General features: G+C 61.0%; 16 protein-coding genes and 2 riboswitches. Of the genes, 6 read left to right on the forward strand and 10 right to left on the reverse strand.

All coding sequences use genetic code 11. The annotated features are described in order from the left end of the window. Position 1 precedes the first annotated feature (1 nt). Together AC1D3C_RS16065 and AC1D3C_RS16070 are read right to left on the reverse strand one after the other, a co-directional pair. Positions 2-1597 (reverse strand): EAL domain-containing protein, encoded by a 1596-nt coding sequence (locus AC1D3C_RS16065; protein WP_477483705.1) that lies wholly within the window; start codon positions 1595-1597, stop codon positions 2-4. Positions 1598-1772: 175 nt separating this feature from the next. Further along, positions 1773-2258, reverse strand: coding sequence for an Lrp/AsnC family transcriptional regulator (locus AC1D3C_RS16070; protein ID WP_477483578.1), 486 nt, complete (start codon positions 2256-2258; stop codon positions 1773-1775). Positions 2259-2394: 136 nt separating this feature from the next. Here AC1D3C_RS16070 and AC1D3C_RS16075 point away from each other — a divergent pair, with 136 nt between their 5' ends. Then, positions 2395-2811, forward strand: a complete 417-nt coding sequence (locus AC1D3C_RS16075; protein WP_477483579.1) for a DUF2000 domain-containing protein — start codon at positions 2395-2397, stop codon at positions 2809-2811. 19 nt (positions 2812-2830) lie between these two features. Here AC1D3C_RS16075 and AC1D3C_RS16080 read toward each other — a convergent pair whose 3' ends face one another. The 3 genes from AC1D3C_RS16080 to AC1D3C_RS16090 form a co-directional block, all read right to left on the reverse strand. After that, positions 2831-3298, reverse strand: a complete 468-nt coding sequence (locus tag AC1D3C_RS16080; RefSeq protein ID WP_477483580.1) for a hypothetical protein — start codon at positions 3296-3298, stop codon at positions 2831-2833. 157 nt (positions 3299-3455) lie between these two features. Next, complete coding sequence (locus tag AC1D3C_RS16085; protein WP_477483581.1) at positions 3456-3944, reverse strand: copper chaperone PCu(A)C; 489 nt, start codon at positions 3942-3944, stop codon at positions 3456-3458. A 67-nt stretch (positions 3945-4011) separates the two neighbouring features. After that, the gene (locus tag AC1D3C_RS16090; protein WP_477483582.1) at positions 4012-4389 is read right to left on the reverse strand and encodes a hypothetical protein; all 378 of its coding nucleotides are present in this window, start codon (positions 4387-4389) and stop codon (positions 4012-4014) included. A 194-nt stretch (positions 4390-4583) separates the two neighbouring features. Then, a riboswitch (glycine riboswitch) is annotated at positions 4584-4671 on the forward strand. Next, positions 4672-4751: riboswitch (glycine riboswitch) on the forward strand. Positions 4752-4818: 67 nt separating this feature from the next. Here AC1D3C_RS16090 and gcvT point away from each other — a divergent pair. From gcvT to gcvP, 3 genes are read left to right on the forward strand one after another with little or no spacing between them, the layout of a single operon-like run. Continuing rightward, on the forward strand, positions 4819-5955 hold the full coding sequence (gene gcvT, locus AC1D3C_RS16095; RefSeq protein WP_477483583.1) for a glycine cleavage system aminomethyltransferase GcvT: 1137 nt from the start codon (positions 4819-4821) through the stop codon (positions 5953-5955). A 16-nt stretch (positions 5956-5971) separates the two neighbouring features. Next, positions 5972-6334: a glycine cleavage system protein GcvH gene (gcvH, locus tag AC1D3C_RS16100; RefSeq protein WP_046666948.1), complete on the forward strand. Its 363-nt coding sequence runs from the start codon at positions 5972-5974 to the stop codon at positions 6332-6334. Then, positions 6331-9198, forward strand: coding sequence for an aminomethyl-transferring glycine dehydrogenase (gene gcvP, locus AC1D3C_RS16105; RefSeq protein ID WP_477483584.1), 2868 nt, complete (start codon positions 6331-6333; stop codon positions 9196-9198). Before gcvH ends, gcvP begins: the two co-directional genes overlap by 4 nt. A 223-nt stretch (positions 9199-9421) precedes the next feature. Here the strand turns inward: gcvP and AC1D3C_RS16110 are convergent, their stop codons facing one another. Beyond that, the gene (locus AC1D3C_RS16110; protein ID WP_477483585.1) at positions 9422-9766 is read right to left on the reverse strand and encodes a hypothetical protein; all 345 of its coding nucleotides are present in this window, start codon (positions 9764-9766) and stop codon (positions 9422-9424) included. Between the two features lie 230 nt (positions 9767-9996). On the opposite strand from AC1D3C_RS16110, the gene AC1D3C_RS16115 reads away from it, so the two are divergent. Continuing rightward, complete coding sequence (locus AC1D3C_RS16115; RefSeq protein WP_477483586.1) at positions 9997-10326, forward strand: flagellar basal body protein; 330 nt, start codon at positions 9997-9999, stop codon at positions 10324-10326. Positions 10327-10388: 62 nt separating this feature from the next. On the opposite strand, the gene AC1D3C_RS16120 is transcribed toward AC1D3C_RS16115, so the two are convergent. From AC1D3C_RS16120 to dusA, 3 genes are all read right to left on the reverse strand, one after another. Next, positions 10389-11108, reverse strand: a complete 720-nt coding sequence (locus tag AC1D3C_RS16120; protein ID WP_477483587.1) for a hypothetical protein — start codon at positions 11106-11108, stop codon at positions 10389-10391. Between the two features lie 209 nt (positions 11109-11317). Beyond that, positions 11318-12151, reverse strand: a complete 834-nt coding sequence (locus AC1D3C_RS16125; protein ID WP_477483588.1) for a HipA family kinase — start codon at positions 12149-12151, stop codon at positions 11318-11320. Positions 12152-13016: 865 nt separating this feature from the next. Beyond that, positions 13017-14012 carry a tRNA dihydrouridine(20/20a) synthase DusA gene (gene dusA / locus AC1D3C_RS16130; RefSeq protein WP_477483589.1) on the reverse strand — a complete coding sequence of 332 codons (996 nt, stop codon included), beginning with the start codon at positions 14010-14012 and terminating at the stop codon, positions 13017-13019. Here dusA and AC1D3C_RS16135 point away from each other — a divergent pair. Next, the gene (locus AC1D3C_RS16135; RefSeq protein WP_477483590.1) at positions 13989-14453 is read left to right on the forward strand and encodes a hypothetical protein; all 465 of its coding nucleotides are present in this window, start codon (positions 13989-13991) and stop codon (positions 14451-14453) included. The genes dusA and AC1D3C_RS16135 overlap by 24 nt on opposite strands. Positions 14454-14563: 110 nt before the next feature. Here AC1D3C_RS16135 and AC1D3C_RS16140 read toward each other — a convergent pair whose 3' ends face one another. Then, complete coding sequence (locus tag AC1D3C_RS16140; protein WP_038543170.1) at positions 14564-15448, reverse strand: LysR substrate-binding domain-containing protein; 885 nt, start codon at positions 15446-15448, stop codon at positions 14564-14566. Positions 15449-15498: the final 50 nt, after the last annotated feature.

A 15498-nucleotide genomic window follows, 5' to 3' on the forward strand; every position in this document is an offset into this window, starting at 1 on the left:
TTCACGCCGCCACGCACCGGATGTTCTTTTGCCCGCTCCCCGAGCGGGCTTTTGCGTTTCGGTGGTAGTCGATGAAATCCGCGGCCGGAAGCGGTTTCGAAAACAGCCAGCCTTGGCCGAAACCCACGTCGTGAGCCTTCAGATAATCGGCCTGCTCCTCCGTCTCCACGCCTTCGGCGACGATCTGCAGGTCGAGCGTCTTCGCCATCTCGATGATATGGCCGGTGACTGAACTGGTGGCGCTGTTGCGGCCGATCGTGTCGATAAAGGACTTGTCGATCTTCAATGCATCCATCGGCAACCCCTGCAGATATTGCAGGCTTGAATATCCGGTGCCGAAATCGTCAATCGCCACCAGATGGCCGCGTTCCCGGGCCCGGGCGAGCGTCGCCCGCGCCGCCTCGATATCGATGAAGCCGCGTTCGGTCGCCTCCAGCCAGATCTGCCCCGCCGCAATCTCCGTCTTGGGAAGCTTGTCGCCGAGAACATCGAGAATACGGCCGGACGTGACGTCGGCGGCGCAGAGGTTGATGGCGATATGCAGCGATCGGTCGGCCGCGAGCAGCGCCCCGAGATCGGCGATGACGGCTTCGACGACCTGGTCGGTAATCGGCAGAATGAGCCCGCTCTCCTCGGCAAGCGGGATGAACAGATCCGGGCGCACCAGCGATCCATCCGGCCGCCGCCAGCGCACCAGGGCCTCGGCACCGACGCAGATGCCAGTCTTCAGTTCGATGATCGGCTGATAGTGGACGATGAATTCGCGCTTGCGCACCGCGATCACCAGTTCACCGAGCGGTGACAGCCGCTTCCTGGAAAGCCAGATCACGACGCCGACGATGAAGATGGCGATGAAGGCGCCGACCGGCAGCAGCAGGAACTGTTCCGCCTGAAGCCTGCCGGCAAGGTTGGAACGCGGCTCCATGGCGATCGCGATCAATCCCTTGTCGCGCGCGATCGCGTAGAGCACCGAGGACGTCATGCCGTTCTTCGGCTCGTCGATCAGCGCATTGACGAGGGCCGTTTCCGGGGAATTGAGTTCGTTGATCAGCATGCCCTGCCGGTTGGCGAGCGCCAGCGAGATGTCGGCATCCGCCAGGATGTCGACGAAACGGGCCGGATCGACCAGCACGTTATAGGGGCCGTAGTGCAGCGCCATCATCGGGTTGCCCATGCTGACCGCCGGCTGCACGCGGGTGGCGACTTCCACGCCGTCGGGCGTCATGTAGTCGATCCACGGCCGGTCGACCTTGCGCTCCTCGATCCCCCAAGAGGTGCATTTCAGCAGGCCGTTCTCGAAATAACCGACTTCCTTGACCGAGGGCGTGTTGAAGGCGATCACCCGCATGCGGGCTATGTGCTGGTCCGAACACGGTACCAGGCGCGGATAGGTGAGCGAATCAAGCGCTGCCCGCGCATCCTCGAATGTCCTGCTCGCACGCGTGATCGTCTGYTGCGCGATCCGCTCAAGATTGTTCTGCTGTTTCTCGACCGTGATGACCCACGAAATATAGACCATCGCGGCAATCGGAATGATTGCCCCGAGCAGGCCGAGGAAAATGGCCGCCGCAATCACCCGAGAACGTCGCAGTTCCATTGCCGAAACCTTTGATGAGAGGTCTTGGGCGGTATTCATCGCGGACTTCTGTTAAGATTCATTGATGCAACTCGATCAGGTTGTATCGAAGCAATTTCTAAAGCCCTTCCGGTTGTCGTCCGCGCGGCGCCAGTCAGCCTGAATGCGCGCCCCGGCCGGCAAATCCCTTGGCTTTCTAGGTCCGGTTGTCCGCGAAACGCAACGGAAGACCGTCGAAAGCCTTGATCTCCTTGAGGACGAAGGTCGTCTGCATTTCCTTGATGCGCGGCAATCGCCGCAACGTCGACATGGCAAAATCCGCATAGGCATCGAGATCGGGTGAGACGACCTGCAACAGGAAATCCGCGTCACCCGCGATGCTGTAGCAGGCGACCACCTCGTCGAGGCCGATCACCTCGGTCGCGAAAGCTTCCGCCTCTTCCTCGCTATGGCTGTCGATCTTGACGCGGATGAAGGCGAGCACGCCGAGGCCGATAGCCTTTCGGTCCAGCACAGCCTTGTAGCCCTGGATGACGCCCGTCTCTTCGAGATGCCGCACGCGCCGCCAACTCGGGGAGGTCGAAAGCCCGACCTTGTCGGCCAGCGCCTGATTGGTCAGCCGGCCGTCTTCCTGCAACGCTTCCAGAATTCGTATGTCCGCCGGCTCGACGTCGTTCGCCATAAAATCTACCCATATCTCCAGTCATTCAGGTAGATCCTACCTGAAAATGCCGAAAACAGGAAGAGAAAGGCAGGATCGACCGGCCAATTCGGAGTAGGCTGCGGTTCTCTTCGACAGATGGATACCCCGCCCGCCTATGACCGACGACATCCGCCTCGCCATTATCGTCAACCCCGCCCTGCCGCTCGGCATCGTCGCCAACACGGTCGGCGCCATCTCGGTCGGCCTCGGTGCGCGCATGCCGGCACTTGCCGCCCGCCGGCTGACCGATCGCGAAAGTCGGACGATCGATATCAGTTCCGCTCTGCCGGTACCGATCCTGCAGGCACAGGCAGAGACGATCCGCTCCTTGATGCTGAAGGCGCTGTTGCCGCTACAGGACCACGCGATCGTCCCCTTTCCGGCTTTCGCCAGATCGCTGCACGACTATCGGGACTATGAAGCCACCTTCCCGGATCGCGATCTGGCGGAGGAAGAGATCGACGGCCTTGGCCTCGCCGGGCCGTCGAAATGGATAAAGTCGCTGACCGGCAGCCTCAAACTGTTGAGGTAGAAGCAAGTTCAGCCGAGGGTCAGGGATGCTGCAGCTGAACGATCCCTTCATCGCGACTGAACGTACCCTGCCATGATCTGACGCGAATATGCTCAAGGGCGGGAACTAGCAATTCGACAGGCGCTTCGGGCGGGTGCAACGACCCGGCACGGAGCTCACCGTCGATCCAGCCGGATGAAGCCACGATTCTGTCCGCTAGAATTGCGGCGATAAGCGCCTGGGCATCCCACCAGATCGGATCGACTGCCTCCCAGTAGACTGGCGGCCATTGCATGTGGAGATGCGCATAATCGAAGCTGATCGTCACTTCGTTGCCGACTTCTTCAATATCAAGGCCAAAGTCGATATCCGAGCCTTCGGGCGGTTCGATCGTCAACGCGATCCCTTGCCAACCGTCACCAATTCGCTCGACGAGAGGAAACTTCTCCCATTCCGGATATGCGGCAAGAATTACCGCTAGGAATGGGCCGATATCATTCGAAGTCACGATGATTTCTCCACACCGCAGAGCAAAGTTTCGGATCGAATTTTGCCCTGCGGGCTGCACCATCGCAAAACCCGCTTTCTACCGCAATTGCGATTGGTCGATGTTCCTAGCGGGAGTCCGCTCGCACAAGTCCTGTATGAACGGCCTTGGCATGAAATCACTTGTGTTCGTGACCGCCCGGTCCCGCCGCCTCGACCGGCAGCGTGATATCCACTTTCCCAGCTTTCTCGAAGGACAGCGTCACCGGCACCTTGCCGCCCTGCTTGAAGGGTTCCTTGACCTTGATGAACATCAGGTGCAGCCCGCCTGGCGTCAGTTCGACAGTCTTGCCCGCCGGGATGGCTATGCCGGTATCGAGCTTGCGCATTTTCATTACCTCGCCCTGCATCGCCATCTCGTGCATCTCCACGGTGCCTGCGACCGGTGACGACACCGATACAAGCATGTCGTCGGATTTGCCGTTGTTCTTGATGGTGAAATAACCGCCACCGACCGGCTGGCCGGGCAGCATCGCCTTGGTGAAGGCGCCCGTCACTTCCAGGTCGGCGAGCTTGGTGGGCGCCTCCTGAGCGGCCGTAGCTCCCGCAATAATAATGCCAGTCGCTGCGAAAATGCCGAGGAAAGCGAGTTTGGTGAAAGTCTTCATGGAATATCCCCATACGGCGACGACATCTGTACCGGTCGACCGCGATTGATCTGAGAGCGTTAAAACATTAGATCGAAATCGGCGGGGCACGAGACTTAGGCCGGGCGACGGCGGTCGTACCAAGCAGTTCGGAAAACTGGCGCAAGGGATTGGCAAGCGACGCGCGCTCTGCCGCAAGTAAGGCTTCATCCTCCGGCGGCGGCAGGATGACAGATGCCGAAAGCAGGCAGACTTCGCAGAGCGGTTTTGCCGCTGGCATCCGATGGCCGCGGTCGCCTTCGGAACAGATATCGGCAAAGGTGCCGTCCGGCAGCCGATAGGCTTCGCTGTAGGAATCGAGCGGCGCGGAAGCCTGCACGGGCTGATGGGCAAACCCCAGCAAAAGCAGCAGCATCGCGCAGAAAATGCGCGTTGAGGTCGCCGCCATGTCCAGTCTTGCCGTCATCGTTTCGCCTGTTCGAGTGATGCGGGAATAATCCAAATCACGATAAAGCGCAAAAGCCCTTTTGTCGCGTGATACAGAACCCATTTCACCCCGCATTGCATTAGATCAAATCGCGTTTGCTGCGTTGCGACAAAAATAGTGTTCGGTGCGACATGCAGGGCTTGCCAAATGGCGATCCAGGCCGATAATACCACCCAGACTCGCTGGGAGAAGCCGCTTGAATGCGGTGCCGAAGGAGCAACCGCCCCGGAAACTCTCAGGCAAAAGGACCAGCAGTCGACCGACAGGAACTCTGGAGAGAGGCCCGAAGAGGGCCCGCCGAAGGGATAACAATCTCAGGCGACAAGGACAGAGGGGGCTCATAAACCGGTGCGTCATTGCGCCTGAATCTGAGCCGGCGCTTGAAATGCGCCAACCCTGGAGGCGTCCTTGGACGATCAGACCGTTCTCAAGACCACCCCGCTTCACGCCCTCCATCTGTCGCTCGGCGCCAGGATGGTGCCTTTTGCAGGCTACGACATGCCGGTGCAATATCCGGCCGGCGTGCTGAAGGAACATCTGCAAACGCGCACCGCCGCCGGCCTTTTCGACGTTTCCCACATGGGACAGGTCGTCATCCGTGCGAAATCCGGCGCTTACGAGGATGCGGCACTTGCGCTCGAAACCCTGGTGCCGGTCGATATCCTCGGCCTGAAGCCCGGCCGCCAGCGCTACGGCTTCTTCACCGACGACAACGGCGGCATCCTCGACGACCTGATGATCACCAATCGCGGCGACCACCTGTTCGTCGTCGTCAACGCCTCCTGCAAGGAGGCCGACCTCGCCCATCTGCGGGCGCATCTTTCCAGTTGCGACGTCGAACTCCTCGAAGACCGCGCGCTCCTTGCCCTCCAGGGACCACGCGCCGAAGCGGTTCTGGCTGCTCTCTGGCCGGATGTCACCTCCATGAAGTTCATGGACGTCCGCGACGCGTCTCTGCACGATGTCGACTGTATCGTCTCCCGCTCCGGTTATTCCGGCGAGGACGGGTTCGAGATCTCGGTTCCGGCAGATCAGGCCGAACAGATTGCAAAGGCGCTGCTCGAAGACCTGCACTGCCAGCCGATCGGCCTCGGCGCCCGCGATTCGCTGCGCCTCGAAGCCGGCCTCTGCCTCTATGGCAACGACATCGACACGACCACCACCCCGATCGAGGCTGCGCTCGAATGGGCGATCCAGAAACCCCGCCGGACCGGAGGCGTCCGCGCCGGCGGTTTTCCGGGCGCCGCCCGCATCCTCGACGAGCTGGCGAACGGCACCTCCCGCCGCCGCGTCGGCCTGAAGCCGGAGGGCAAGGCGCCCATCCGCGCACATGCAAAACTTTACGCCGATGCCGAGGGCCAGACCGAACTCGGCGAAGTCACCTCCGGCACATTCGGCCCCTCGGTCGAAGGCCCCGTCGCCATGGGCTACGTGCCGACCCGCTTTGCCGAACCTGGCTGCCAGATTTTTGCGGAGGTGCGCGGCAAATATCTGCCCGTCACGGTCGCCGCCCTTCCCTTCGTCACCCCCACCTACAAACGATAATCCTCCGGAGAGAACCATGCTGAAATTCACCGCTGAACACGAATGGCTGAAGCTCGAAGACGGTATCGCGACCGTCGGCATCACCTCTCACGCCGCCGAGCAGCTTGGCGACCTCGTTTTCGTGGAACTGCCGGAAGTCGGCGCCGAACTGACCAAGGACGGCAATGCCGCGACCGTGGAGAGCGTCAAGGCCGCCTCCGACGTCTATTGTCCGCTGGACGGCGAAGTTACCGAGGTCAACCAGGCGATCGTCGACGATCCTTCGATCGTCAATTCCGATCCTCAAGGAGCAGGCTGGTTCTTCAAGCTGAAGCTCAAGACCGCCTCCGACGCCGACGCGCTGCTCGACGAGGCCGCCTACCAGGAACTGATCGCATGACCACCGACAGCACCGATTTCCATTTCACCGACTACCAGCCCTACGACTTCGCCAACCGCCGCCATATCGGCCCCTCGCCGGCCGAAATGGCCGAGATGCTGAAGGTCGTCGGCTATAAAAGCCTCGACGCGCTGATCGACGCCACCGTGCCGGCCTCGATCCGCCAGACGACCCCGCTCGCCTGGGGTCCGGCGCTGACCGAACGCGAGGCGCTCGACAAGCTGCGCGACACCGCGAACCGTAACAAGGCGCTCGTCTCGCTGATCGGCCAGGGTTATTACGGCAYGATCACCCCGCCGGTCATCCAGCGCAACATCCTCGAAAACCCCGCCTGGTACACCGCCTACACGCCCTACCAGCCGGAAATCAGCCAGGGCCGCCTCGAAGCCCTCCTCAATTTCCAGACGATGATCTGCGACCTGACCGGCCTCGACGTCGCCAACGCCTCGCTGCTCGACGAGGCGACCGCTGCTGCCGAGGCCATGGCGCTCTGCCAGCGCCAGGCCAAATCGAAGGCGACGGCCTTCTTCGTCGATGCGGCCTGCCACCCGCAGACGATCGCGCTGATCGAAACCCGCGCCGCCCCGCTCGGCTGGAGCGTTATCATCGGCGACCCGATGACCGATCTCGATCCGGTCGACGTGTTCGGCGCGATCTTCCAGTATCCAGGCACCAACGGCCATGTCCGCGATTTCACCGGCCTGATCTCTCGCCTGCACCAGACCGGCGCCGTCGCCGCCGTCGCCGCCGATCCCTTGGCGCTGACGCTTCTCAAATCCCCCGGCGAAATGGGCGCCGACATCGCCATCGGCTCCTCCCAGCGTTTCGGCGTGCCGGTCGGTTACGGCGGCCCGCACGCGGCCTATATGGCGGTCAAGGATGCCCACAAGCGCGCCATGCCCGGCCGGCTGGTCGGCGTCTCTGTCGATAGCCGCGGCAACCGCGCCTACCGCCTGTCGCTCCAGACCCGCGAGCAGCATATCCGCCGCGAAAAGGCGACCTCGAACATCTGCACCGCCCAGGTCCTGCTCGCCGTCATGGCCTCCATGTACGGGGTCTTCCACGGCCCGGACGGGCTCAAAGCGATCGCCCAGCAGGTCCACCGCAAGGCCGTGCTGATGGCCAAGGGCCTGGAAAAGCTCGGCTACACGATCGACCCCGACACCTTCTTCGACACCATCACCGTCGAGGTCGGCCACATGCAGGGCCTGATCATGCGCGCCGCGGTCGCGGAAGGCGTCAACCTGCGCAAGGTCGGCGAAACCCGCATCGGCATGTCGCTCGACGAGCGCACTCGTCCCGCAACGCTCGAAGCCGTCTGGCGGGCCTTCGGCGGCAATTTCAAGGTTTCGGATTTCGAGCCCACCTGGCGCCTGCCGACCGCGCTCTTGCGCAAATCCGATTACATGACTCACCCGATCTTCCACATGAACCGCGCCGAAAGCGAGATGACCCGCTATATCCGCCGGCTCTCGGACCGGGACCTGGCGCTCGACCGGGCGATGATCCCGCTCGGCTCCTGCACCATGAAACTGAATGCGACGGCCGAAATGCTGCCGATCACCTGGCCGGAATTTGCCGACATCCACCCCTTCGTGCCGGCGGACCAGGCGCTCGGCTACAGGGAGATGATCGACGATCTGTCGCAAAAGCTCTGCCAGATCACGGGATACGACGCCTTTTCCCTGCAGCCGAATTCCGGTGCGCAAGGCGAATATGCGGGCCTGCTCACCATCCGCAACTACCACATCGCCAATGGCGATACCCACCGCGACGTCTGCCTCATCCCGACGTCCGCGCACGGCACCAACCCGGCGTCGGCCCAGATGGTCGGCATGAAGGTGGTCGTCATCAAGGTTCGCGACAACGGCGATATCGACCTTGAAGACTTTCGCGCCAAGGCCGAACAGTATGCCGAGAACCTCTCGGCCTGCATGATCACCTACCCCTCGACCCACGGCGTCTTCGAGGAAACCGTGCGCGAGATCTGCGAGATCACGCATAAGCATGGCGGCCAGGTCTATCTCGACGGCGCCAACATGAACGCCATGGTCGGCTTGTCCCGGCCCGGTGACATCGGCTCCGACGTCTCCCACCTCAACCTTCATAAGACCTTCTGCATCCCCCATGGCGGCGGTGGCCCCGGCATGGGCCCGATCGGCGTCAAGTCGCACCTCGCCCCGCATCTCCCCGGCCACCCGGCGACGGATGGACGCGAAGGTGCCGTCTCGGCCGCCCCCTTCGGCTCGCCGTCGATCCTGCCGATCTCCTGGTCCTACTGCCTGATGATGGGCGGCGAGGGTCTCACCCAGGCGACTAAGGTGGCGATCCTCAACGCCAACTATATCGCCGCCCGCCTGAAGGGCGCCTATGACGTGCTCTACAAGTCTGAGGCAGGTCGCGTCGCCCATGAATGCATCATCGACACCCGCCCGCTCAACGTCTCGGCCGGCGTCAGCGTCGACGATGTCGCAAAACGCCTGATCGACTGCGGTTTCCACGCCCCGACCATGAGCTGGCCGGTCGCCGGCACGCTGATGATCGAGCCGACCGAGTCGGAGACGAAGGCCGAGATCGACCGGTTCTGCGAAGCGATGCTGGCAATCCGCGAAGAGGCCCGCGCCATCGAGGACGGCCGCATGGACCGGCAAAACAACCCGCTGAAGAACGCCCCGCACACGGTCGAAGACCTGGTCGGCGAATGGGACCGCCCCTACAGCCGCGAACAGGCCTGCTACCCGCCCGGCGCCTTCCGCGTCGACAAATACTGGTCCCCGGTCAACCGCGTCGACAACGTTTATGGCGACCGCAACCTTGTCTGCACCTGCCCGCCGCTGGAGACTTACCCGGAGGCGGCCGAGTAGCGCGGTTTCCCGTGCAGGGAGGGCTTTTTGCCCGGCAAAAAACCTCCCGCCTGCCGGCCGCCCTCCCCACAAGGGGAGGGTTAAGACTGCCGCACCCGCTCGCGTCCCGACGCCCTCTGGCGGCCGCAAATCGGCATACGACCGGAGCGAGGGTCAATTCGATATCAAGGCCCAAGCAGTTGGAAGTCCCCGAAGATTGACGATGCGGGTCCGTGCCCGCCCCTCACGGCTTGCCGCCGGCCGCAACCCGCATCAGACAATTCACATAGGCGCTGCGGGCAAACGACATCCTTTGGCTGGCGCAGGCAAGGCGATCCGCCTCCGTGGCTTGCTTGCGCACCTGGTCGTCGCGAAAGGCAAAAAACACCTTGCCGACCACGAGAAACACCAGCGCGGCAATCCACAGCCCCTGGCGGATCTGTTTCCAGGAAATCCGGAAAGACCGCCCCTCGTCGCCGGCCTGCGCGGAACGCTCCGAAACGCGGGCGGAAACCGGCGCTGCCGGCCCGGATGGCTGGCTGCCGGCCGCTGCGATCCCTCGTCGGCCAAATCGACGCCGCGACGCCATCACCCGCATTCTCCGCCGGTTGGAAAGCGGCGATCCTGCCCGCTCTTCCTTTCGATCCGGTCAATGCCGCCGAAGACCTGGAACGCCCGGCCGCACCCCCAAAAACCTGCCTCGCACCGTTCCGGCACATCTGTGCCGCGCCGCAATACGTTTCCCTTACCCTGCCCGTTCAGTCTTCCTTGAAGCTCTTGCCCTAAAACATCCGTCATCGGCTTTTGGGGATGTGCGGAATGGGTCTGTCGGCGGTGATGAACATTGCGGTTTCGGGCATGCAAGCCCAGGCCAGACGCCTCGCGAMCGCGGCGAACAACATCGCCAATGCCGGCACGTCCGGCTACAACCGCCTCGACACCCAGGTCTCCTCCCTCCCCAATTCCGGCGGCGTCACCACCACCGTCACCCCCTCCACCTCGGTCACCTTCCCCGACAGCTCGAATGTCGACATGGCCAGCGAAATGCTCGACGCCTTCACCTCGGCACAGGGCTTTGCCGCCAACGCCGCGGCATTCGAGACGGGCGCGGATATGTGGGACGTGCTGATGAGCATGAAGCGGGATTGAGAGGGGCGGCCGCATGTTACCGCGCACCGTGCTACCGAACGCCTAACGCCAGTACGATGCGTTCACGCCGCTTCGCTTTTGACCAAGTGGTCGCCGATCTGATCAATTGTCGTCATCGGGCGGAAGCGAATTTCTTCCTGGTCAGCTTGCCTCTCAAGCTCACGAACGCTTTCCATAATTTTATCAACCTGCCGCTGTGTTAGCTGAGGGTCATTTTCCGGTGGATGTTGGACCAGCATTTCATGGGTCCGCCCCAAGAATCCGGTACGCTCGTCATCGCGAGCAATTTTTAGATCCCACATTCTACGCTTGATCCGGTCAATTGAAGTTGCATAGCCGCTAGTAGAGAGAATGCCAAAATTCGCCACGATCTTAGAGCCCGCAAAATCAATGAACACGCTATGGGCGCTACCCCTTCGGCGGCGTGCCTGAGCTCGTATTTCTTCGCTAAACGCGTCAATCAGCCTCGGCTGCTTTTCGCCAATATAGTCGAGTAAGAGTTGGCCCAGCCGATCAGAGGCACGGTCAAACACCTGCGGTTCCTCGATATCACGTCCTGCCATTGTCAGCTTCATAAGTCCATTATTGGACACCTCCGGCACATAGAGCGATGACATTCCCGCAAGCCAAGACGATGCGATAATTTCCAGAGACACGCCTTCCGCATCATAGGATGGGCCGATGGCTACACCTGACATGGCAGCGAGGTAGTCCCCGGATGCGAGAGAAGGGTCCGCCCCCAAATCCAACGCGAGTTCCTCAAGCGCCAGTTCGATTGCCAAGATGGCTCCGGTGGCGTGCTCATTGTAAAAGCAATGCAGTCGATCAAGCCGATTGGCCCTAGCGAGATGAGCACTTCGACTATCGTATGCGATGGCCCCGACGACCAACTGCTCAATCGACCCGATAATAGGACGAAATATAACTGGAGCACGCTTTGCTCTCACAAAGCCGCGTTGAGGTTGTGGAAAAATTGTTTTGTCCAAAGCGTTCACATCAGTCGTCCTAAAGCGTCCGCCGTCAGTCGTTTCACTTCTGGAAGTCGGTCGGTCAAAAATGCCAAGAGTGCCTCGAAATCATCATTTCCGATCAATTCGGGAACTAGTCCTCGTCTGCCGACATGCCTTAGATCGACCTCTTCTACTTTTGAACATATCGCTCCGATGTCAGACATCAACCGATCTACTTCTTTTTCGGATAGGTGCGGCGTCACCCAGTCCTTCAGCCGATTGGTGAATGCTGCGGATGCAATCAGATCGGAAGGGGTCCAATCAGGTCCTGAAAAACAGTAGCCTTGGTCAATCAACCAGAACGTTCCACTTCCTGACAACAGGATATTGCCGGGGTGGCGATCAACATTAGCGCTCCATGTATCGAATTCGTAAACTCCTGCAAGATTACCGCCGAGCAGGACTTCCACGATCTTTCGAATTGAGGCCGAGGAGAAAGCCGTCTTTCTAACAATGCTGGCAACTGACGGTGAGTCGACGTTACCGCTTGCGAACAGAATGTGCCCGCCCTCAATACGTGGTGCGTGTTTTATTTCAAGATCGCCTTCAGGGATGAAAGCGAGATACGCGGGTGGAACCGGTAATCCCAAAGCCGCCGCGGCTGCGGCGCCCATGATCTCATTGGCCAATTCTCTCGCCGGTATGTCTTTTATAATCGCGAATCGAGTTTCATGATCAGTCGTATAAATCTGGCCATGATATGTTGCGTTGACATTCGCGATCCCGCTGTCCCTAAATGACGTAGCGCCAGCAAGAACGCGCGCTAACCCAATACCCAAGCCGGCGCTAGGCTGCCCACCCTCGGAATCAGACAAAATTTCCCCCGCGTACCTTCTTTGGGCTTAGTAAAATCCCGATTTAGAGTTTAGGCGAGTCTTTTCTTGAAGCACCGTTAAAGTTGAAGCCGCCAACGCCCCTGACGATATTGTTTATCCGCCGCGGGGGACACGTCGAATTCCGGCGTGCGACGGTGATTTTCCGTCACACTGTAAGGCTCTGCCGCTCCATCAATGGGGAAGTTCTCCGACATTAACCGTAAAACTTTCAGGGGATTATCCCAAATCTCGCCCTCTCTCATCCCCGTCCTCCCAGCCCGTGCCTAAAATCCCCTCGTTCCGTTGCGGATACACCGGCAGGCGTGCTGGCGAGGCGGGACCGGCGCGGACGTCAAGGGCAAGACGCAAAACCTTGGCGTTCGGGTCCGCGGAAAATGGTCTCCCTCCGGCGACGCGGGACGGATGAGAAGCTGTCGGACCGACTTCTCGTTTCGTTTTCCGTCATGGTGCGCCGGGCGTACCTGTGAGGCACACAGGGTGATGGGGCAGCGTCGCGCGGCGTCCGAGGGTTTTTAAAGAGCCCGGATTGCGCGGCGCAGGTGGAAGACGATGCCGGGCTGCAGTCATGGCCTGCGGCATCCTGGTCTGCGAGCGTGCATGACGCCCTCTTCGGAGGGGCACGCAACCGTTCCCACAAACCCCGTCATCGCAGAGGGACCGAAGTCGCGGATATTAACCGCCGAACGGGGCGCTGAGAGGCGTCACTTATTACTTACCTTACGAGGCAGCTTTCAGCGCCCCGTCCGATCCTCGGGTCTCGCTTTGCTCGCCCGAGGATGACGAAAAGAAACCGAGGATCGCCAAGGGAGGAGTGTGTCCGGTGGGAACTCGAAAATCTCCGCCCTTACCCCGCCAGTTTCTTCTCCTCGGGTTGAACCCGAGACCCGCCGTCGATGTCCACCGCCGCAAAGGCGGCCGCGATGACCTCCGGTCCGGCACCCGGCCGGGTGGCGTCGGTGGAAAGGATCTGGCGAAACCGCCGTGCGCCGGCAAAACCCTGGAACAGCCCGACCATATGCCTTGTGACGTGGTGCAGCCGCCCGCCCCGGCCGATCAGCTCCGCCGCATAGGCCATCATCGTATCACGCAGCGCCGGCCAGTCGACATCCGGGGTTTGAGCCCCTTCGGGACCGCCACCTGCCAAAAACGCATCCACGCCGGCCAGCATTCCGGTATTGTGATAGGCGGCGCGGCCGAGCATCACCCCGTCCATATGGGCGAGATGGGTCGCCGCCTGTTCGAGGTCGGCGATGCCGCCGTTGATGCCCATGAACACGTCCGGGTTTTCCCGCTTCATGGCATAGACCAGATCATAGTCGAGCGGCGGCACTTCGCGGTTTTCCTTCGGCGAAAGCCCCTGCAGCCAGGCCTTGCGGGCATGGATCCAGACCGCATCGGCCCCGGCGCCGATCACTTGGGCGAGAAAGTCCGGCAGCACGTCCGTCGGCTCCTGGTCGTCGACGCCGATCCGGCACTTGACGGTGACCGGCACGCTCGACATCCGCTTCATCGCCGAAACGAGGTCGGCCACATGCGCCGGATCGCGCATCAGGCAGGCGCCAAAAGTGCCCGACTGCACCCGGTCCGACGGGCAGCCGACATTGAGGTTGATCTCGTCGTATCCGTAATCGGCCGCGATCCGCACCGCCTCGGCAAGCTTTGCCGGATCCGAACCGCCGAGCTGCAGCGCAACCGGATGTTCGGCCGGCGAAAAAGACAAGAGCCTGTCGCGCGGCCCATGAATGATCGCGTCGGCCACCACCATCTCGGTATAGAGCAGCGCATCCTTCGACAACTGCCGATGCAGGAAACGGCAATGCCTGTCCGTCCAATCGATCATCGGCGCGACGGCGAAAACTGGAGCCTTGAGATATCTGCTTTTTTCTTGTTTTACAGGCTCTTGGAACACTCTGTTCTCCGTCTTGTTCAAGCTCATCTTCTCCCAAATCCGCCCGTTTCGGACATGGGCTTGATACATTGTACCAACTGTTATCGCCATCTACCAAACGAGGATGCGGTCACGGGCGCTACCACCCCGCGCGCGCGAAAAGATGGCAGCGTCAGCTACATGGCACGCGTGCGAGTTATGCGGGATGGCGTGACTTATCACGAGACGGAGACTTTTAACAGACAGCCGGCGGCCGCTGCGTGGATGAAGAAGCGCGAGCGGGAACTCGCGAAGCCGGGAGCTATCGGCGGCTCGCAACCAACGATTCCTGCGATTGGCGATGCGCGAGATATCGAAGCTGGCAGCAAAAACAATTATTGGTGTTGGTCTTAAAGGGCTTTGAACTGCAGCGCAATTCGGTCATGCGCTTTGTGAGCTAGACATCGTGTATGCGGAGACTGGGGCGCTGATGCCAGTTGAGGCGGACCGGATCATCGGCCGCCCTATTCCATCACCGCATCTCTCAACCAGGTGCGAAAGAACCGGAAACTCTCGGACCGAAGCTTCGGATCGGCGAACATGAATAAATAGTGCTCATGCACCATTTCGTTCTCAAACAGAGTAACGAGCTGACCGTCCGCTAGCTCCTGCTTGACCAGCTTCTGGCGGACGATGGCAATGCCGAGTCCTTCGACGGCGGCCGTCAGTTCGAGGCCAGAGCTTTCGAGATCGATGAAGCGGGTATTTGAGAATATTCTTGGCGCACGCGGTCCGAGCCAGCGCTCCCAATTGCGGGTGAATTCCGCCGATCGCAACAAGGTATGATGTTCCAGATCGTCGGGCGTCTTGAGAGGGGGTGCGCGGCGCAAATAGGCCGGGCTGCAGACCGGAGTGAGATCCGCGTCGCCCAATATCTCGCATACGAATCCTTTTTTCCCGACCGTCTCGCCCACATGGATCATGCCGTCCAGTCCTTCCACATCATGCCCGCCGGTGACGAATTTCACGACGATGTCGGGACGGCGCGCGTAAAGCGTTCCGAGCACCGGCATGATGCATTTCTGCAGAAAGACGCGCGGACTTCCGATCACCAGCGGCCGGCGATCGACGCTGACCGAGAGATCGCTTGTCACGGCGCGGATATCGCCAAGAGACGCGTGGATTCTCGCCCAATAGACTTCTCCGGCGGGCGTCAAGGCTATTCTTCGGTGCGTTCGTTCGAAGAGGTCGCAGCCCAAAAATGCTTCCAGATTCTGGATCTGCCGGCTGACCGCGCCGGGCGTCAGGCAGAGCTCGTCCGCCGCCTTGGCGATGCTCATGTGCCGCCCCGCCGATTCGAAAACAGGTAGCGAGGTCATCGGCGGCAGGTCCCTGCGCCTTCTTTGCATGATGTTTTCCTCCCTTCGCTTCTCTAGCGATCAATTGAGAAAAACTCAAT

It is taken from the genome of Neorhizobium sp. P1_A6, assembly GCF_056406795.1.